Below are 18,223 nucleotides of genomic sequence, written 5' to 3'. Positions count from 1 at the left end.
GGCACTTCCAATGGCTCCCCCCTCCATCGATAACGTTCGGGAAGCATCTTTTGACAGTCCCTCGACAAAAGTGGGAGGTCGTGTCACAGTGGCCGCGTGGACGATGAAGTCAACACCAGCGGGGCCGTAGCCCCCATCCTGCGCGTCACCGGGCTCTCGAAGAGCTTCTTCGGAGTGCCCGTCCTCCAGGACGCCGCCCTGGAGCTGTTCCCGGGCGAGGTCCACGGCCTCGTGGGCGAGAACGGCGCCGGCAAGTCGACGCTGATGAAGCTCCTCGCCGGCGTCTACGTGCGCGACGCGGGGCGCATCGAGCTCGACGGCGAACCGGTGGATTTCACGCACCCCGTGCAGGCGCACCAGGCCGGCCTGTCCACGGTCTTCCAGGAGTTCAACCTGCTGCCCGAGCGCACGGTCGCCCAGAACATCTATCTCGGCCGGGAACCCCGGAAGGGCCTGCTCGTCGACCGCAGGGCCATGAACCAGGCCACCGCGGACCTGCTGGAGGAGCTCGGCATCACGAGCATCCGGCCCACGGCGTCGGTCAGCTCCCTCTCGGTGGCCCAGCAGCAGATCGTCGAGATCGCCAAGGCCGTGAGCTACGACGCCAGGATCATCTCCATGGACGAGCCCACCGCGGCGCTGGCGGGACCGGAGGTCGAGCTGCTCTACGGCATCATCGACCGCCTCAGGAGGCGCGGGACCGCCATCCTCTACGTGTCCCACCGGCTGAAGGAGATCTTTGACCTGTGCGACACCATCACGGTGCTCAAGGACGGGCGGATCGTCACCTCGTCCCCCGCGGCCGGGCTCGACGACGCCTCGCTGGTCCGCGCCATGGTGGGGCGGCCCATCTCGGCCTACTTCCCGGACGCCCTCCCCGGCACAGCCACCGGGGGGCCCCTGCTGCAGATCAGCGGCGGCGGCAACAGCCAGCTCGACGACGTCGACCTGACCCTCCACGCCGGCGAGATCGTCGGTGTCGCCGGACTCCAGGGCTCGGGGCGGACGGAGCTGGTCGAGGCGATCTTCGGAGCGGCCGGCTTCACGCGCGGCACAATGACGCTCGAGGGCCGGCCGTACCGGCCGCACTCCCCCCGCGACGCCATCCGGCACCGGATCGCGCTCATCACCGAGGACCGCAAGGCGCAGGGCCTCAGCCTGAACCAGTCCATCCTCGACAACGCACTGGCCGTGGTGCGCTCGGTGACCCCCCGGCGCACCGCCGTCGCCCGCCGTCAGGCACCGGGCGTCTTCTCATCCCTGGAGGTCGTGGCACGCGACCTCGACCAGGAGGTGCAGTTCCTCTCGGGCGGGAACCAGCAGAAGGTGGTCCTCGCGAAATGGCTGGCGATCGACCCGCAGGTGGTCCTGCTCGACGAGCCCACCCGTGGCATCGACGTCGGCGCGAAGGTCGCCGTCTACTCGCTGATGCGCCAGCTGGCGCAGGAAGGCAAGGCCATCCTCATGGTCTCGAGTGAATTGCCCGAGGTCCTCGGGATGTCCGACCGCGTGATCGTGATGCGGGACGGGCGGATCGCCGGGGAGATACCGCCGTCGGCATCGGAGGAGCAGGTGCTGCAGCTGGCCACGGGCGCCCGGGGGGTGCTGCCGTGAACCGCCTGAGCTCGACGCACATCGTCTACCTCGTGGCCCTCGCGACCATCATCGCGGGCACGGTCCTCGTGGGCTCCGCGGGCCGCAACTTCTTCAGCCCCGGCAACGTCTCCGACATCCTGACCGGCACGAGCATCCTCGGGTTCATCGCCATCGGCCAGACACTCGTGATCCTCGTCGGGAGCCTCGATCTCTCCGTCCCCTACGTGATCAGTCTCTCGAGCCTCATCGGCGCCGGGATCATGGCGAACCAGCCCGGGAACATCCTGCCGGCCGTGCTCGCGGCGCTCCTCGTCTCCGCCCTGATCGGCCTGGCCAACGGCGCCGTCGTGGCAGGACTGCAGGTGCACGGCTTCATCGCGACCCTCGGCATGGGGCTGATCGTGAGCGGCTACCTCGGATCCAACTACCAGGGCAGCGCGGGGCAGGCGCCGCTCGCGTTCCGCCTCATCGGGGCCACGGGGATCGGACCCGTCCCCGTCTCGACCCTGATCATGCTCGCGTGCGCCGCCGTCGTGCTCCTCATGCTGAACACCACGCGCCTGGGTCACGCGATGTACGCCGTGGGGGGCGACGCCTCGGTGGCGAGGATGTCCGGCGTCCGGACGCGGACCCCGGTCATCGCGGCGCACGTGATCTGCTCCACCATGGCGGGGCTCGCCGGCCTGCTGCTGGCGGCCCGCCTGGGCGTCGGCAGCCCGACCATCGGTTCCCAGGGCGGGTACGACCTCCTGTCGATCGCCGCCGTTGTCCTCGGCGGGACGCTCCTCGCGGGTGGCAAGGGCTCGCTCATCGGCACGCTCGGCGGCGTCCTCATCTTCGCGATGCTGGACAACATCATGAGCGTCCTGCAGGTCAACCCCTTCCTCAAGGACGTCGTCCGGGGCATCGTGATCGTGGTCGCCGTGGCCGTGTACGCACGGCGCAAGGTGGTGCACAGGCCCGCACGCTTCGGCCGGGGGCCGGCCCATGATGACGACGCCCCACCGCCGGGACCCGGCACCTCCCGGCAAGGGGGACCGTCGCGCGGCGACGGCACCGGCGCACGGGACGAGGTGTCGGCATGAGCGTGGCCACCGACCGTGCGGTCCTGCAGCAGAACCGCTCTCCCCGCGGTGAACGCGTCCTCCGTGCGCTGCGCACCCCGAGCGGTGCGATCTTCGTCCTCGTCGCCCTCCTCTTCCTCGCCGTCCTCGCCGCGAACCCCTCCTTCGGGGAGCCCGGCTCCCTGATCCGCTTCATCGGGCGCACGGCGCCGATCGCGATCGCCGCGATCGGGCAGTACTTCGTCATCGTCTCGGGCGAGTTCGACCTCTCGATGGGATCGGTGGTGACGGCGCAGGTCATCATCGCCGGGAACCTGATCGGCCAGGACGAGTCCCGGACCATCCCGGTCCTGGCCCTGATGATCGTGTTCGGCGCCTTCGTGGGCCTCGTGAACGGCCTCGTGACGACACTCCTGAAGGTGCCGAGCTTCATCGTGACCCTCGGGACCATGCTGGCGCTGCTCGGCCTCGTGCTGTTCTGGACGGGCGGCGCGGCCACCGGCAACCCGGCGGACAGCTTCCGGCAGATCGGCCGCGGCGGCATCCAGGACGTCCCCGTCCTCGAGGTGCTGCCCTACCCCGTGCTCATCCTCGTCGCCACCGCGGCCGCGGCCTTCTGGCTGATGCGCAGGCCCTACGGCCGCACGCTCGTGGCCGTGGGGGACAACTCCCGGGCCGCGGCCCTGACCGGCGCCTCCGTCTGGTGGGTGCGGACGCGGGCGTTCATGCTGTCCTCCCTCGCAGCGACCGCGGCCGGCGTGATCCTCGTGGGATACGCCGGGGTCCACCCGTCCGTGGGCCAGGGCTACGAGTTCACGGCGATCACCGCCGTCGTCCTCGGCGGTGTGGTGATCGGGGGTGGACGTGGCTGGGTCCTCTCCGCCGCGGCGGGCGCCTTCGCCCTCGAACTGCTGTTCACCCTCCTCAATTTCCTCGGCGTCGAATCCACCTGGCGTGACAGCGTCCAGGGCGCGATCATCATCGTCGCCGTGGCCGCAGCGTCCCGGAACTGGCAGCGCAAACGGCGCGGCGCCAGCTCCCGGGCCCATGACGAACACCGTCCTATAGCAGCACCCACGCCCGCACCGGGCACCAATGAGGGAGGAACATGATGCGTGGAAGCATCCTGGGCAAGGTCACGGTGATCGCAGCGACGTCGCTGCTCGCCCTGACGGCCTGCACCACCGATTCGTCCATCGAGGACCCGCCTGCCGCCGAAGGCACCGCGAGTTCCGAGACCACCGAGACCACAGGGGCCGCGCAGCCCAGCGAGGACAGCACGGAGTGGTTCGACCAGGCCGTCTACGACGAGCAGGACGCGCAGCGTTCGGCCACCTTCGAGGGTGACCCCGAGCAGCCGTACCTGCAGTACATCGACGGCGAGATGAAGGACACCTCGGCCTTCGCCTCCACGGGACCGAAGAAGGCGTGCTTCTCCAACGCCTCGATCTCCAACCCGTGGCGCCAGACGGGCTGGATCACCATGAACCAGCAGCTCCAGGTGCTGCAGGAGGCCGGCGTCATCTCCGAGATGGAGACACGTGACGCGCAGGACGACGACAACACGCAGATCGCCGACATCGACTACTTCATCGCCGAGGGCAACTGCGACGCCTTCATCATCTCCCCGAACTCCACGGCGGCCATGACGCCTGCCGTCGAACGCGCCTGCGAGACCGGCAAGCCCGTGGTCGTCTTCGACCGCGGCGTCCAGACCGACTGCGCCGTCACGTTCATCCACCCGATCGGCGGCTTCGCCTGGGGCATCGACACCGCCGAGTTCCTCAGCGAGCGGCTGAACGAGGGCGACAAGGTGGTGGCCCTGCGCATCCTCCCCGGCGTCGACGTGCTGGAGCAGCGCTGGGCCGCGGCCGAGCGCATCTTCGAGGAGAACGGCATCGAGGCCGTGGACTACTTCACCGGCGCCGACCCCGTGGAGATCAAGTCCATCATCTCCGACGAGCTCGCCACCGGCGACGTGCAGGGCATCTGGATGGACGCGGGCGACGGCGCCGTCGCCGCCATCGAGGCGTTCGAGGACGCCGGAGCCGACCTGCCCGTCATGACGGGTGAGGACGAGATGAGCTTCCTGCGCAAGTGGGAGGAGACGGGCATCGACGGCCTGGCACCGGTCTACTCGAACTTCCAGTGGCGCACCCCGCTGCTCGCGCTGCAGAAGATCTTCGCGGGTGAGGAGGTCCCGGCCGAGTGGGTCCTCCCCCAGTCCCCGATCACCGAGGAGGAGCGCGGCGAGTTCCTGACTGCGAACGAGGGCATGCCGGACGGGCACTACGCCAAGTTCGGTGGCGAGGACCTGCCCGGGTACCCGACGGTGTGGCAGGAGCGGCAGATCCCCTGACGCGTCGTCCTGACGCGTCGTCCTGATGCACGGACGAGGAAGGAGGCAGGACCATGACCGACGGCACAGCCCGCCCGATCGGCATCAACACATGGGTGTGGACATCACCCCTGACCGACGCGGACCTGCCTCCCCTCCTCCGCAGGATCGCCGGGCTGGGCTTCGACGGCGTGGAACTCCCCCTCGAGAACGCAGGGGACCTCACGCCGAGCGTCGTGCGGGACGCCCTCGCCGAGACCGGGCTGGCACCCACCGTCGTCGGGGCGATGGCTCCGGGCAGGGACCTGGTGGGCGCCTCCGACGGCGCGGTCCGCGAGACCCGGCGCTACCTGCTCGCGTGCATCGACCTGGCGGCGGCGATCGGCGCCACGAGCGTGTGCGGCCCCTTCTACACCGCCACCGGGCGGGTGTGGAGGATGGACGACGACGAGCGCACCGCGGCCTACGCGGAGCTGCGGGAGAACCTCGCGCCCGTCGCCGAGCACGCGCTCGCGGCAGGCGTGGTCCTCGGTATCGAGCCCCTGAACCGCTACGAGACATCCCTGATCAACACCGTCGGACAGGCCCTCGAGGCGCTGGGGCCGCTGCTCGGCCGGGGCGTGGGTCTGGCGTTGGACACCTACCACCTGAACATCGAGGAACGCTCGTCCGCCGAGGCGATCAGGGCGGCCGGCGACCATCTGGTCCACCTCCAGGTCTGTGGCAACGACCGCGGGGCGCCGGGCGGCGACCAGACGGACTGGCCAGGGATCTTCGCGGCCCTCGACGAGGTGCAGTACCGAGGGCCGCTGAACATCGAGAGCTTCACGGCGCACAACGCCAGCATCGCCGTCGCGGCGTCGATCTGGCGTCCGCTGGCCACGAGCCAGGACCGCCTGGCCGGCGACGGACTGGCGTTCCTCACCCGGGCCGATCCGAGCCGGACCGGCCCGAACCAGACGGACCCGAGCCGGACCGGGCCGTACCGGAGGGATCCGGGCCCCGTCGACTCCTCCGGGGGCGGAGGCCCGATCGTCCGGGCGCCCTAGCGTTCCCGGCCCGGCACGGGCCCGCCCATGGCTGCTTATGCCATCCGGCGGGAAGGAATCTACAGATCATCCCCCTGCTTTTGACTGACGATCGGCAAAAGTCGGAGATACTTGATGTGAAGCAGCGCACACGGACCAGCCGCTCAGTGGCAGTCCGCCCTCCCATTCACCTGGAGAAGCCCATGACATCCCCTCTTTCCGGCCAGGTACCGGACGATTCCGCCGCCGGGCCCCTCGGCGTCGCCATGATCGGCTACGCGTTCATGGGCAAGGCGCACTCGGCGGCCTGGCGCACGGTCGGCAGCCACTTCGACGTCCCCGCGGTCGCCAGGCGCGTCGTCGTCGGGCGGAACGCCGAGCGGACCGCCGAGGCTGCAGCGCGCTACGGCTGGGAGGATTCCTCCACGGACTGGCGCGAGGCGATCCACCGCGACGACGTCGACATCGTGGACATCTGCACGCCGGGCTACCTGCATGCGGAGATCGCCATCGAGGCGCTGAAGGCGGGCAAGCACGTCCTCGTGGAGAAACCGCTCGCCAACAGCATCGCCGAGAGCACCGAGATGGTCTCCGCGGCGGTGGAGGCGCGGGAGCGCGGCGTCCAGTCGATGGTGGGGTTCAACTACCGGCGCGTCCCCGCCCTCGCCCACGCACGGAACCTCATCGCGGACGGCCGGCTCGGCGCCATCCGCCAGCTGCGCGTCGCCTACCTGCAGGACTGGCTGGTCGACGCCGAATCGCCCATGACCTGGCGGCTGCGCAGGGAGACCGCCGGCTCGGGAGCCCTCGGGGACATCGCCTCGCACGCCCTGGACCAGGTGCAGTTCCTCACCGGGCAGACCGTCACCGAGGTCTCGGGCCGCCTGCACACCTTCGTCGACGAGCGTCCCGGCCCCGAGGGACGGGAGCCCGTCACCGTCGACGACGCGGCGTGGATCACCGCCGGGCTCACCGGCGGGGCCGTGGCCACGGTCGAGGTCTCGCGCATGGCGACCGGCGTGAAGAACGGACTGCGTATCGAGGTGTTCGGTGAGCGCGGGGCGCTCCGCTTCGACCTCGAGAACCTCAACGAACTGTGGCTGATGGAGGCGACCGGTCCGGCGACCGAGCAGGGCTTCCGCCGCATCCTCGTGACCGAGCCGGAACACCCCTACCTCGATGCCTGGTGGCCCCAGGGGCACATCATCGGGTGGGAGCACACGTTCACGCACCAGGTGCGCGACTTCCTCACCTCGATCCGGGACGGCCGGCCCACCCAGCCCTCCTTCGAGGCCGGCCTGCAGATCCAGCGCGTCCTCGCCGCGGTCGAGGAGAGCGCGGCGGCCAGGAGCGCCGTCGTCCAGGTGGCTCCCGCCACTGCCGCACAGCACCAGCCCATCCGATCCGAGGAGACTGCATGACCCGCAACTTCACCCTGTTCACCGGCCAGTGGGCCGACCTCCCCTTCGAGAAGGTCGCCGAGCTCGCCGGCCAGTGGGGCTACGACGGACTGGAGATCGCCGTATCGGGCGACCACCTGGACGCCTGGCGCTGGGACGACGACGCCTACATCCAGGACCGGCTGGACATCCTCGAGCGCAACGGCCTGAAGGTCTGGGCCATCTCGAACCACCTGAAGGGCCAGGCCGTCTGCGACGACCCGATCGACTTCCGCCATCAGGCGATCGTGGGGCCCAGGGTCTGGGGCGACGGCGACCCGGAAGGCGTGCGCCGGCGTGCCGCGGAGGAGATGAAGCTGACTGCACGGCTCGCGAAGAAGCTCGGCGTGGACACCGTCGTCGGCTTCACCGGGTCCTCGATCTGGCAGTACGTGGCGATGTTCCCGCCCGTGCCCGCGAGCGTGATCGATGCCGGCTACCAGGACTTCGCGGACCGCTGGAACCCGATCCTGGACGTCTTCGACGAGTGCGGTGTCCGCTTCGCCCACGAGGTCCACCCTTCCGAGATCGCCTACGACTACTGGTCCACGCAGCGCACCCTCGAGGCGATCGGCCACCGGCCCGCCTTCGGCCTCAACTGGGACCCGAGCCACTTCATGTGGCAGCAGATCGATCCGGTGGCGTTCATCTCCGATTTCAAGGACCGCATCTACCACGTGGACTGCAAGGACACGAAGATGCGCATGGGCGGAGGCCGCAACGGCATCCTCTCCTCACACCTGCCCTGGGGCGACCCCCGGCGTGGCTGGGACTTCGTCTCCACAGGCCGCGGGGACGTGCCCTGGGAGGACAGCTTCCGGGCGCTGACGGCCATCGGCTACACGGGGCCCATCTCGGTGGAGTGGGAGGACGCCGGCATGGATCGCCTGCAGGGCGCGCCCGAGGCCCTCGCCTTCCTCAAGGGCTTCGACTTCGCGCCCTCGGAGACCTCGTTCGACGCCGCGTTCAGCCAGTAGGCGCCTCCCGCGTCACCCCGACCCGGCTCTGCCCACCCTGAAGCATTCCAGGGTGGGCAGAGCTGTTTCACCTGCCCTTCCCGCATCTGAGAGAGCGCTCTCTTGACCTCTGTGACCTGCAGCACTTACAGTGTTCCCACAATCCAGAGAGCGCTCTCTCGCCGTCGGCGTCCGTCGCTCACACAGACACAAAGGAGTGATCGTGGAATTCTCGCGACTCAGGAAAATCACCGCCCTCGCCGGCGTCGCATCCCTGGCCATCGTGGCGTCGGGCTGCGGCGGCGGAGGGGGGAACGACGAGCCGGCCAGCGCCGACAATCCGGTCAATCTGACCGTCACCACCTTCGGACAGTTCGGCTACGACGATCTGTACGCCGAGTACGAGCAGCAGAACCCGGGCGTGACCATCGAGGCCAACAACATCGACGGCAGCGCGAACGCCCGCACCGACGCCTTCACGAAGCTCGCAGCCGGTTCCGGCCTGAGCGACGTCGTGGCGGTCGAGGAGGGCTGGCTCGGCTCCATCATGGAGGTGTCCGACCAGTTCGTGGACCTCAACGAGTACGGTGCAGGGGACGTCAAGGACAACTGGGTGGACTGGAAGTTCGAGCAGGGCACCGACCCGGACGGCCGGGTGATCGGCCTCGGTACGGACATCGGCCCGCAGGCCCTGTGCTTCAACCGCGAGCTGTTCGAGGCAGCAGGCCTCCCCACGGACCGCGAGGAGGTCGCCGAGCTCTTCGGCGGCGACGACGCCACGTGGGAGACCTATTTCGATCTCGGCCGCCAGTACAAGGAAGCAACCGGCAAGGCCTGGTACGACCAGTCGGCGTTCGTCTGGAACTCCATGGTCAACCAGATGGACGAGGGCTACTACACCGCTGACGGCGAGCTGAACGTCGAGGGCAACGAGGCGATGCGCGCCCAGTTCGACCTCCTCGCCGCCGGCACCGCTGACGGCCTGTCCGCCAACCAGAAGCAGTTCGACTGGGGCAAGGGCAAGGCCTTCGTCGACGGATCCTTCGCCGTCCACGTGTGCCCCGCCTGGATGCTCGGCACCATCAAGGAGCAGCTCGAGTCCGCAGGCGGCGGAACGGAGACGGGCTGGGACGTCGCGGACGTCTTCCCGGGCGGTGCGTCCAACTGGGGTGGCGCCTTCCTCTCCGTCCCCGAGAGCTCTGAGCATCCCGCTGAAGCCGCGAAGCTGGCCACCTGGTTGACGGCTCCCGAGCAGCAGGTGAAGCAGTCCGCTGCCGCCAACAACTTCCCGAGCACGCTCGAGGCCCAGCAGAAGATCGTCGAGGACGCCGTTCCCAACGAACTCTTCAACGACGCGCCCTACGGCGAGATCTTCGCATCACGCGCCGAGGGTGTCGTGGCCCAGTTCAAGGGCCCGCAGGACTCGGAGATCCAGGAGGACGTCTTCGCGCCCGCGCTGAAGATCCTGGACAACGGCACAGGGACGGCCGACGAGGCCTGGGAGGAAGCGATCTCGCTTCTCAACGACCGCGTCGTGAACAACTAGCAGCACCGGCCACGGGGCCTCCGGCACCGCCGGAGGCCCCCATGGAGTCTGGAACCCACATGACCACGACACTGAACCGTCCGGCAGCCAGTAGTCCTGCCCCCATGAAACCCGCACTCACCTTCCGTCAGCGACTGAACGTCCTCGACATGAAGGCCTCGCCGTACCTGTACATCGCCCCGTTCTTCGTCCTCTTCGCCCTGGTGGGCCTGTTCCCCCTCGGCTACACCTTCTTCGTCTCGCTCTTCGACTGGCACCTGCTCAAGGGGCAGGGCGACTTCGTGGGCCTGCGGAATTTCCAGGAGGTACTCCAGGACCGCTTCTTCTGGAACTCGCTGTTCAACACGCTGAGTATCTTCCTGCTCTCGACCATCCCGCAGCTGATCGTCGCCACCGCCATAGCGGCACTGCTGGACCAGAACCTCCGCGCCAGGACGTTCTGGCGCATGAGCATCCTGCTCCCCTACATCGTGACCCCGGTCGCCGTCGCCCTGATCTTCGCGAACCTGTTCGGCGAGCAGTACGGGCTGATCAACAACATCCTCGAGAGCTTCGGGATCGACAGGATCCTCTGGACGAACGAGACGCTGCCGAGCCACATTGCGATCGCCACCATGGTGAACTGGCGCTGGACGGGATACAACGCCCTGATCCTGCTGGCGGCCATGCAGTCGGTGCCCCGCGACATCTATGAATCCGCGGCGATCGACGGTGCCGGGACCTTCCGCCGCTTCTTCAGCATCACGCTGCCGAGTATCCGGCCCACCATGATCTTCGTGGTGATCACCGCCACCATCGGCGGCCTGCAGATCTTCACCGAGCCCCGCCTCTTCGACCCGAGGACGTCCGGGGGAACCGCGGCGCAGTTCCAGACGACCGTCCTCTACCTCTGGGAGATGGCCTTCGACCGGTCGAACTTCGGCAAGGCAGCCACCATCGCATGGCTTCTGTTCCTCATCATCGTCCTGTTCGGCCTCGTGAACTACCTGATCTCACAGCGGATCGCCACGACCGGCGAGGGCCGCGCCCCGGGCAGGGGAGCCGGCCGTCGTCGCCGGAAGCGCTCCACCGCCCCCGCCGTCGTGCTCCCCGCCGCCGGTCCCCAGCCGCCGGCCCCCGGGTCTGCGGAACCGGCAGCCACCCCAGCAGGCACCACCCCGAGGAGCACGCGATGACCGCCATCGGAACACGGCCACGGCCCACCCCCACCCGGGACGCCCGGGGACGTGCCCTGCGGCGCAGCCTGCTCGGCAACGGCCGACGGCCGGGATTCCTGACCTACGGACTGCTGATGGCCTTCTTCCTGGCCTCCGCCTATCCCCTCTGGTGGTCGGTGATCATCGGCAGCCGGTCCAACGAGGCCCTCGGGCAGACCTGGCCGCCCCTGTTCCCCGGAGGCAACTTCTGGGCGAACGTCGGCGAGGTGTTCGACACCATCCCGTTCTGGCTCGCGCTCGGCAACAGTGTGCTGATCTCGGGGATCATCACGGTGTCGGTCGTCATCTTCTCGACCCTCGCCGGATACTCGTTCGCGAAACTCCGCTTCCGCGGCCGCAACGGGCTCATGGTCGCCGTGATCGCGACCATGGCGATCCCCACGCAGCTCGGCATCATCCCTCTGTTCATGATGATGCGCACGCTGGGCTGGACCGGTGAGATCGGTGCCGTCATCATCCCCACGCTCGTCACGGCGTTCGGCGTGTTCTTCATGCGCCAGTACCTCGTGGACGTGATCCCCGACGAGCTCATCGAGTCCGCCCGTATGGACGGCGCCTCCATGATCTCCACCTTCTGGCACGTCGCCCTCCCGGCGGCCCGGCCGGCGATGGCGATCCTGGGCCTGTTCACGTTCATGACCGCGTGGACCGACTTCCTCTGGCCCCTGCTGGTGCTCGGTCCCGGCAACCCCACCCTGCAGACGGCGCTCAGCCAACTGCAGTCGGCACGGTACGTGGACTACTCGATCGTCCTCGCCGGCGCCGTCCTGGCAACCCTCCCGCTGCTGGTGCTGTTCGTTCTCGCGGGACGCCAACTCATTTCCGGAATCATGCAAGGAGCAGTGAAGGGCTGATGACATCTGACATGACACGCCACCTCGACACCACCACCGCCAGGACCTGGCCCGCCGGCTTCCTCTGGGGCTCCGCGACGGCCGCCGCCCAGGTCGAGGGAGCCGGCCACGAGGGAGGCAAGGAGGACTCGGTCTGGGACGCGTTCGCCCGCGTACCCGGGGCCATCGCGGCGGGTGACACCCCCGAGGACGCCGTGCAGCACTACCACCGCATGCCCGAGGACGTCGCGATCATGAAGGAGCTCGGCCTCGGCTCCTACCGTTTCTCGACGAGCTGGGCACGGGTGCGGCCCGGGGACCGCGGACCCAACGCGGAGGGCCTCGACTTCTACTCGCGCCTCGTGGACGAACTCCTCGAAGCCGGCATCCTCCCCTGGCTCACCCTGTACCACTGGGACCTGCCGCAGGCCCTCGAGGAGCAGGGCGGCTGGGCCAACCGGGACACCGCCTACCGCTTCGTGGACTACGCCAACGACGTCCATGACGCACTCGGCGACCGCGTGGAGCACTGGACCACGTTCAACGAACCGTTCTGCTCGTCGCTCCTCGGCTACGCCGCCGGGGTGCACGCCCCGGGCCGCCAGGATCCGACGGCGGCCGTCGCGGCGATCCATCACCAGCACCTCGCGCACGGACTGGCGGTCCGCGAACTGCGGGCCCGGGGCGCGCAGCAGCTCGGCATCACGCTCAACCTGAGCAACTCCATCCCCCGGGATCCGAGCGACCCGGTGGATCTGGACGCGGCGCGCCGGTTCGACTCGCTGCAGAACCGGATCTTCCTCGATCCCGTCCTGCGGGGCGCGTACCCCGAGGACACCCTCGCGGACCTGGAGCGGTTCGGCATCCGGGACGTCATCCGCCCCGGCGACCTCGACGTCATCGGGACCCCGATCGACTTCCTCGGCGTGAACCACTACCACGACGACCTCATCAGCGGCCACCCCGACACCGACGGGGGCGACGGCCACTCCGGCGGCGCCAGCCGCCCGACGTCGTCGTGCTGGATCGGCTCGGAGGACCTCGCGTTCCCGAGCCGCGGCCTGCCGCGCACCGCGATGGGCTGGGAGGTCAACCCGGACGGGCTGCGCAGGCTCCTCGTGCGGCTCGGACAGGAGTACCCCGGCCTGCCGCCGCTGTACGTCACCGAGAACGGCGCGGCGTACGACGACGTCGTCAGCGACGACGGCGCGGTGCACGACGTGGAGCGCACGCGGTTCATCCTCGATCACATCACGGCGGTCGGCGACGCCATCGACGAGGGTGCCGATGTGCGCGGGTACTTCGTGTGGTCGCTGCTCGACAACTTCGAATGGTCCTGGGGGTACGGGAAGCGGTTCGGGATCGTCAGGGTGGACTACACCTCGTTCGAGCGGACGGTGAAGGACAGCGCACTGGCCTACCAGGCCGTCATCTCCGCCACGGGCGCCGCGCGCCTCGCGAGGTCGAGTGCCTGACGTAGGCTTCAGCCATACGTGAGGAACCTCGGAGAAGATGATGACGACGACGCAGGACGCAGGCGCCCCCCGGCCGGTGGCCACGCTGGAGATGGTGGCGGCCCTGGCCGGGGTGTCGCGGGCCACCGTGTCCCGCGTGGTCAACGATTCGCCGAGCGTGGATCCCGAACTCGCACTGTCGGTGAAGAAGGCCATCCTCGCGCTCGACTACACGCCGAACCGCGCGGCGCGGTCGCTCGCCAAGCGCCGGGCGCAGGCCGTCACCCTGATCGTCCCCGAGTCCACGTCGAAGGTCTTCGCCGATCCGTTCTTCGCCTCGGTGGTGCAGGGCATCGCGCTGTTCCTCACGGACACCGAGTACACGCTCAACATGGTGATCTCCTCGGAGTCCAAACCGGAGAAGACGCGCAGCTTCCTGCTCGGCGGCAACGTGGACGGCGTGCTGGTGGTGTCCCACCACAGCAGCGACCACTCCTGGACGCACCTCTCCGGATCGCTGCCCATGGTGTTCGCCGGCCGCCCCCTCGTGGGCAGCAGGGAGAGCTACTACGTCGAGGTCGACAACGAGCGGGCGGCCTACAGCGTCACCCGGCAGCTGACCGACAGCGGGCGGAGGCATGTGGCGACCATCGCCGGCCCGCAGGACATGCCGCCGGGCATCGACCGGCTGGCGGGGTGGCGCACGGCCGTGGTGGAGGCGGGACTGTCGGACGGGCTCGTGGAGGTGGGGGACTTCACCCTCGCCTCCGGCGCCCGTGCCATGCATCGCCTCCTGGACCGCGGCACGCCCCTCGACGCCGTCTTCGCGGGCAACGACCAGATGGCGGCCGGTGCGTACACCGCCATCCAGGGCCGCGGCCTGCGCATCCCGGAGGACATCGCCGTCGTCGGGTTCGACGACGACTCCTTCGCCACCTCGGTGACCCCGGCCCTGACCACGGTGCACCACCCGATCATCGAGCTCGGGAAGAAGATGGCCGAGATCCTGGTGGACCTGATCGAGGGGAGGCCCGCACAGCGGGCCACGATGCTCCCCACCTCGCTCGTGATCCGCGATTCCGCCTGATCCGGCCGGAGTTCCCCCCGATTTCGTAACGTCGTAGAAATCGAAGCGGGGTAGCGTTGGGGTCATGCGTGAACTACAGGCACAGATCATCGAGGAGATGGGCGTCCGGCCCGTCATCGACCCGGCTGCGGAGGTCCGGAGCCGCGTCGGCTTCCTCAAGGACTACCTCAGGTCCACAGGCACCCGCGGGTTCGTCCTCGGCATCAGCGGCGGTCTGGACTCGACCCTCGCCGGCAAGCTCGCCCAGCTGGCCGTGGACGACCTGCGGTCCGAGGGCGTCGACGCCGACTTCATCGCGATGCGCCTCCCCTACAACGTCCAGAAGGACGAGGAGGACGCCCAGGCGGCGCTCGCCTTCATCCAGCCCCGCACCTCGACGGTGTTCAACGTGGCCCCCGCCGTCGACGGCTTCCAGCAGGAGTACGCGGAGACGACCGGCGAGCGCATCTCCGACTTCACCAAGGGCAACACGAAGGCCCGGGCCCGCATGGTGGCGCAGTACGCGGTCGCCGGCCAGCACAACCTCCTCGTGATCGGCACGGACCACGGCGCCGAGTCCGTGACGGGCTTCTTCACGAAGTTCGGCGACGGCGGCGCGGACATCCTGCCGCTGTTCGGGCTGAACAAACGCCAGAACCGCGCCCTGCTCAAGGAGCTCGGGGCACCGGCCGCGCTCTACGACAAGATCCCCACGGCGGACCTCCTGGACGAGCTCCCCGGCCGGGCCGACGAGAACGAGCTCGGGCTGACCTACGAGCAGATCGACGACTACCTCGAGGGACGCGAGGTGGACCCCGACGCCGCGAAGGCGATCGAGCACCGCTACTGGATCACACGGCACAAGCGCACGGTGCCCGTGAGCATCTTCGATTCGTGGTGGCGGGAGTAAACACCGCCGTTGGTAACGTAGGGTCCGTGAAGATCGCCACCTGGAACGTCAACTCCCTCCGTGCCCGCGCCGACCGCGTCGAAGCCTGGCTGAACCGGTCCGACGTCGATGTCCTCGCCATCCAGGAGACCAAGTGCAAGGACGACAACTTCCCCTGGGAGCTGTTCGAGAACAGCGGCTTCGAGGTGGCGCACTTCGGCCTGAGCCAGTGGAACGGCGTCGCCATCGCCTCCCGGGTGGGGCTCGACGACGTCGAGCGGACCTTCCCCGGCCAGCCCGCCTTCGGCAAGCCCGGGACCGAGCCCGTCCAGGAGGCACGCGCCATCGCCGCGACCTGCGGCGGCGTGCGCGTGTGGAGCCTGTACGTGCCGAACGGCCGCGCGCTCGATGACCCGCACATGCCGTACAAGATCGAGTGGCTCGACGTCCTCCGGGGCCATGCCCAGCGCTGGATCGAGGAGGACCCCGCGGCGCAGATCGCCCTGATGGGCGACTGGAACATCGCACCGCAGGACGAGGACGTGTGGGACATCGACCTCTTCGTCAACGGCGGCTACACGCACGTCAGCCCGCCCGAGCGTGCCGCGTTCCAGGCGTTCCTGGACTCCGGGTTCGCCGACGTCGCGCGCCCGTTCACGCCGGGTCCCGGGCTCTACACCTACTGGGACTACACGCAGTTGAGGTTCCCGAAGAAGGAGGGCATGCGCATCGACTTCGTCCTCGGCTCGCCCGCCCTGGCCGGACGGGCCACCAACGCGTTCGTGGACCGCGAGGAGCGCAAGGGCAAGGGCGCCTCCGACCACGCTCCCGTCGTCGTGGAACTCAGCGGACCGTGAGCGCGATGGGTGCGCGCATCCTGCAGCCGTTCCCCTACGTCTCGTACCTCCGCGTCTACGAGCCCCTCGACGCGTTCTCCGACGCGCAGCAACTCGCCATGCTCGAGCAGCGCGTCCGCGAGCGCACGCTCACCGAGGCCATCGAGCACGAGCAGTCGCTGCGGCGCATCCTGCGCAGCGTCTCGGATCCCTTCCCGCACCACGAGCCGGACCTCGTACGGGTCACGCACTTCCCCGGTGCGAGCGGGACGACGGCGCCCTACTACTGCCCCAACCAGCTGGCCGTCCGCACCACCCTCGCCGCCGAGTCGCTGGACCAGAGCCTGCGCGGCCCGTTGATCGACGTCCTCGTGCCCGAGGCCGCCCGGGAGGCGCACCAGGCGAGGCTCGACCCCGACACCTTCGCGGACACCGTCGCCCGGCTGCACACGCGGTCGGCGACGTGGGGCGTGCCGTTCGCCTGGTTCGCCCTGATCCACGAGGACGACCTCACGGAGGTGGTCGAGGACGACGGGCGCGTGTCCACGGTCCGGATCCTCGCGCGGATCGGCGACTGCATCGACCGCGGGAGGCGCTCCGTCGCCCAGCTCGCCATCGGCGCCCCGGAGATGGACCTGCTCGACGAGCTCACCGAGATCGTCGAGTGGCTCGAGATCTTCCGGCGTGACGCCGTGGTCGAGGTGGACTACGGCTCGGTGGCAGACCGTGTGTTCCCCGACGACTCCCCCATGGACGTGCGCCTCGGCATCGAGAGCCTGGCCGAGGCGGACATGATGGGCGCCGCCGCCTCCTACCGGCGCCTCGCCTCGCGGTGGATCCCGATCCGCCAGCTCGCCCGCGCCTCCTGAGCCGGTCGCCGGCGCGTAGGTCCGCCGGGCCGTCGCCGTCGCCGTCGCGGATCGGTGCGCGCGACGGCCGGGCCGGCGCTCAGGCCGGGGCGGGCCCCGTCGATGCCCGCTCGACGAGCAGGTGCGGGCGCGCCGGCGGGTACTCGGCCGGCTCGTTGCGCAGCAGTTCCCCGAGCAGGATGTCCGCGGCGTAGGCGCCCTGGTCCCCGGGGTCCTGGCGGATGGTCGTCAGCCCCATGGGCTCGGCGAACTCGTGGTCGTCGATCCCGATCACGGACAGCTCGCCCGGCACGTCGATGCCCAGTTCGGCCGCCGCCTTCAGCACGCCGAACGCCATCTCGTCCGAGGAACAGAACACCGCGGTCGGGCGGTCGGCCGGATCGTCGAGCAGCGCGAGGGCGGAGACCCGCGAGGTGGAGAACGTGAAGTCGCCGAAGGCGGACCACTCCTCGCGCAGGGGCAGCCCGCGCTCGGCCATGACCTGCTCGAAGGCCTCCTCGCGGATGCGCGGCACCTCGAAGTCGATGTCGAAGGACCTGCCGCCCCGCATGTGCGCGATCCTCGTGTGTCCGAGGCCGATCAGGTGCTCCACGGCGTCGCGTGCCGCCCGGGCGTCGTCGATCCCCACGTGGCGGACGCCCTCGATGGCTCCTCCCACGACGATGTGCGGGTACTCGAGCTGCTGGACCGCCTGCCGTTCCTCCGCCGTGAGGCGCATGCACATGACCAGGAGGGCGTCGATGCGCTTGCGCAGGATGGAGCGGTGGAACACGCGGTCGCGGTTCACGCCGTCGCCGCCGAGGCTGAACACGATGAGGTCGTAGCCGGCGGCGCGCAGCTGCCGGTCGACGCCCTCGAGGACCGCGGAGAAGTACCAGCGGTCGATCGCCGGGACGAGCACACCCATCGCCATGGTGCGCCCCGATGCAAGGCCGGAGGCGGACGAGGACGGCACGTATCCGAGCCGGTCGGCGGCCGAGGTGACCCGCGCACGCGTCTCCTCGGCGACCCCCGGCAGCCCGCGCAGTGCGCGGGACACCGTGGCGGTCGACACACCGAGGGCTGCTGCGACGTCGTCGATGCTCGTCATGA

General features: G+C 69.4%; 16 protein-coding genes. 15 read left to right on the top strand and 1 reads right to left on the bottom strand.

Translation table 11 applies throughout. The annotated features are described in order from the left end of the window. The first annotated feature begins 96 nt into the window (after positions 1 to 96). From CI785_RS12880 to CI785_RS12810, 15 genes are all read left to right on the top strand, one after another. The gene (locus CI785_RS12880; RefSeq protein ID WP_105032482.1) at positions 97 to 1,614 is read left to right on the top strand and encodes a sugar ABC transporter ATP-binding protein; all 1,518 of its coding nucleotides are present in this window, start codon (positions 97 to 99) and stop codon (positions 1,612 to 1,614) included. Continuing rightward, a complete protein-coding gene (locus CI785_RS12875) occupies positions 1,611 to 2,681 on the top strand; it encodes an ABC transporter permease (RefSeq protein ID WP_105032481.1) in 1,071 nt (356 codons plus the stop codon). Before CI785_RS12880 ends, CI785_RS12875 begins: the two co-directional genes overlap by 4 nt. Further along, the gene (locus CI785_RS12870) at positions 2,678 to 3,772 is read left to right on the top strand and encodes an ABC transporter permease (RefSeq protein WP_105032480.1); all 1,095 of its coding nucleotides are present in this window, start codon (positions 2,678 to 2,680) and stop codon (positions 3,770 to 3,772) included. The genes CI785_RS12875 and CI785_RS12870 overlap by 4 nt, the downstream gene beginning before the upstream one ends. Then, a complete protein-coding gene (locus tag CI785_RS12865; protein WP_420808240.1) occupies positions 3,769 to 5,019 on the top strand; it encodes a substrate-binding domain-containing protein in 1,251 nt (416 codons plus the stop codon). The genes CI785_RS12870 and CI785_RS12865 overlap by 4 nt, the downstream gene beginning before the upstream one ends. A 53-nt stretch (positions 5,020 to 5,072) precedes the next feature. Continuing rightward, positions 5,073 to 6,047: a sugar phosphate isomerase/epimerase family protein gene (locus CI785_RS12860; protein WP_105032478.1), complete on the top strand. Its 975-nt coding sequence runs from the start codon at positions 5,073 to 5,075 to the stop codon at positions 6,045 to 6,047. Between the two features lie 182 nt (positions 6,048 to 6,229). Beyond that, entirely contained in the window at positions 6,230 to 7,447 is a 1,218-nt protein-coding gene (locus tag CI785_RS12855) for a Gfo/Idh/MocA family protein (protein ID WP_105032477.1), read from the top strand. After that, positions 7,444 to 8,442 (top strand): sugar phosphate isomerase/epimerase family protein, encoded by a 999-nt coding sequence (locus CI785_RS12850; RefSeq protein ID WP_105032476.1) that lies wholly within the window; start codon positions 7,444 to 7,446, stop codon positions 8,440 to 8,442. Before CI785_RS12855 ends, CI785_RS12850 begins: the two co-directional genes overlap by 4 nt. A 202-nt stretch (positions 8,443 to 8,644) precedes the next feature. Beyond that, positions 8,645 to 9,967, top strand: a complete 1,323-nt coding sequence (locus CI785_RS12845) for an ABC transporter substrate-binding protein (RefSeq protein ID WP_105032475.1) — start codon at positions 8,645 to 8,647, stop codon at positions 9,965 to 9,967. Positions 9,968 to 10,026: 59 nt separating this feature from the next. After that, on the top strand, positions 10,027 to 11,142 hold the full coding sequence (locus tag CI785_RS12840; RefSeq protein ID WP_105032474.1) for a carbohydrate ABC transporter permease: 1,116 nt from the start codon (positions 10,027 to 10,029) through the stop codon (positions 11,140 to 11,142). Then, positions 11,139 to 12,038 (top strand): carbohydrate ABC transporter permease, encoded by a 900-nt coding sequence (locus CI785_RS12835; RefSeq protein WP_105032473.1) that lies wholly within the window; start codon positions 11,139 to 11,141, stop codon positions 12,036 to 12,038. Before CI785_RS12840 ends, CI785_RS12835 begins: the two co-directional genes overlap by 4 nt. Continuing rightward, a complete protein-coding gene (locus CI785_RS12830) occupies positions 12,038 to 13,492 on the top strand; it encodes a GH1 family beta-glucosidase (RefSeq protein ID WP_105032472.1) in 1,455 nt (484 codons plus the stop codon). Before CI785_RS12835 ends, CI785_RS12830 begins: the two co-directional genes overlap by 1 nt. Before the next feature lie 40 nt (positions 13,493 to 13,532). Continuing rightward, a complete protein-coding gene (locus CI785_RS12825; protein WP_105032681.1) occupies positions 13,533 to 14,558 on the top strand; it encodes a LacI family DNA-binding transcriptional regulator in 1,026 nt (341 codons plus the stop codon). Between the two features lie 64 nt (positions 14,559 to 14,622). Continuing rightward, positions 14,623 to 15,447, top strand: coding sequence for an ammonia-dependent NAD(+) synthetase (nadE, locus tag CI785_RS12820; RefSeq protein ID WP_105032471.1), 825 nt, complete (start codon positions 14,623 to 14,625; stop codon positions 15,445 to 15,447). 26 nt (positions 15,448 to 15,473) lie between these two features. Next, positions 15,474 to 16,283, top strand: a complete 810-nt coding sequence (locus CI785_RS12815) for an exodeoxyribonuclease III (RefSeq protein ID WP_105032470.1) — start codon at positions 15,474 to 15,476, stop codon at positions 16,281 to 16,283. Positions 16,284 to 16,288: 5 nt separating this feature from the next. Continuing rightward, entirely contained in the window at positions 16,289 to 17,131 is an 843-nt protein-coding gene (locus CI785_RS12810; RefSeq protein WP_105032469.1) for a DUF8083 family protein, read from the top strand. Between the two features lie 79 nt (positions 17,132 to 17,210). On the opposite strand, the gene CI785_RS12805 is transcribed toward CI785_RS12810, so the two are convergent. Then, positions 17,211 to 18,221, bottom strand: coding sequence for a LacI family DNA-binding transcriptional regulator (locus CI785_RS12805; protein ID WP_105032468.1), 1,011 nt, complete (start codon positions 18,219 to 18,221; stop codon positions 17,211 to 17,213). Between the last annotated feature and the right edge of the window lie 2 nt (positions 18,222 to 18,223).

The organism is Arthrobacter ruber (assembly GCF_002954225.1).
Classification (GTDB): Bacteria; Actinomycetota; Actinomycetes; order Actinomycetales; family Micrococcaceae; genus Arthrobacter_D; species Arthrobacter_D ruber.
This window is presented reverse-complemented; position numbering and strand designations above follow the sequence as displayed.

Bases quoted from the DNA above. Each gene is read 5' to 3' on its own strand.
- CI785_RS12870 (WP_105032480.1), top strand. From the start codon at position 2,678: ATGAGCGTGGCCACCGACCGTGCGGTCCTGCAGCAGAACCGCTCTCCC.
- CI785_RS12865 (WP_420808240.1), top strand. From the start codon at position 3,769: ATGATGCGTGGAAGCATCCTGGGCAAGGTCACGGTGATCGCAGCGACG.
- CI785_RS12860 (WP_105032478.1), top strand. From the start codon at position 5,073: ATGACCGACGGCACAGCCCGCCCGATCGGCATCAACACATGGGTGTGG.
- CI785_RS12855 (WP_105032477.1), top strand. From the start codon at position 6,230: ATGACATCCCCTCTTTCCGGCCAGGTACCGGACGATTCCGCCGCCGGG.
- CI785_RS12850 (WP_105032476.1), top strand. From the start codon at position 7,444: ATGACCCGCAACTTCACCCTGTTCACCGGCCAGTGGGCCGACCTCCCC.
- CI785_RS12840 (WP_105032474.1), top strand. From the start codon at position 10,027: ATGACCACGACACTGAACCGTCCGGCAGCCAGTAGTCCTGCCCCCATG.
- CI785_RS12835 (WP_105032473.1), top strand. From the start codon at position 11,139: ATGACCGCCATCGGAACACGGCCACGGCCCACCCCCACCCGGGACGCC.
- CI785_RS12830 (WP_105032472.1), top strand. From the start codon at position 12,038: ATGACATCTGACATGACACGCCACCTCGACACCACCACCGCCAGGACC.
- CI785_RS12825 (WP_105032681.1), top strand. From the start codon at position 13,533: ATGACGACGACGCAGGACGCAGGCGCCCCCCGGCCGGTGGCCACGCTG.
- nadE (WP_105032471.1), top strand. From the start codon at position 14,623: ATGCGTGAACTACAGGCACAGATCATCGAGGAGATGGGCGTCCGGCCC.
- CI785_RS12810 (WP_105032469.1), top strand. From the start codon at position 16,289: ATGGGTGCGCGCATCCTGCAGCCGTTCCCCTACGTCTCGTACCTCCGC.
- CI785_RS12805 (WP_105032468.1), bottom strand. From the start codon at position 18,221: ATGACGAGCATCGACGACGTCGCAGCAGCCCTCGGTGTGTCGACCGCC.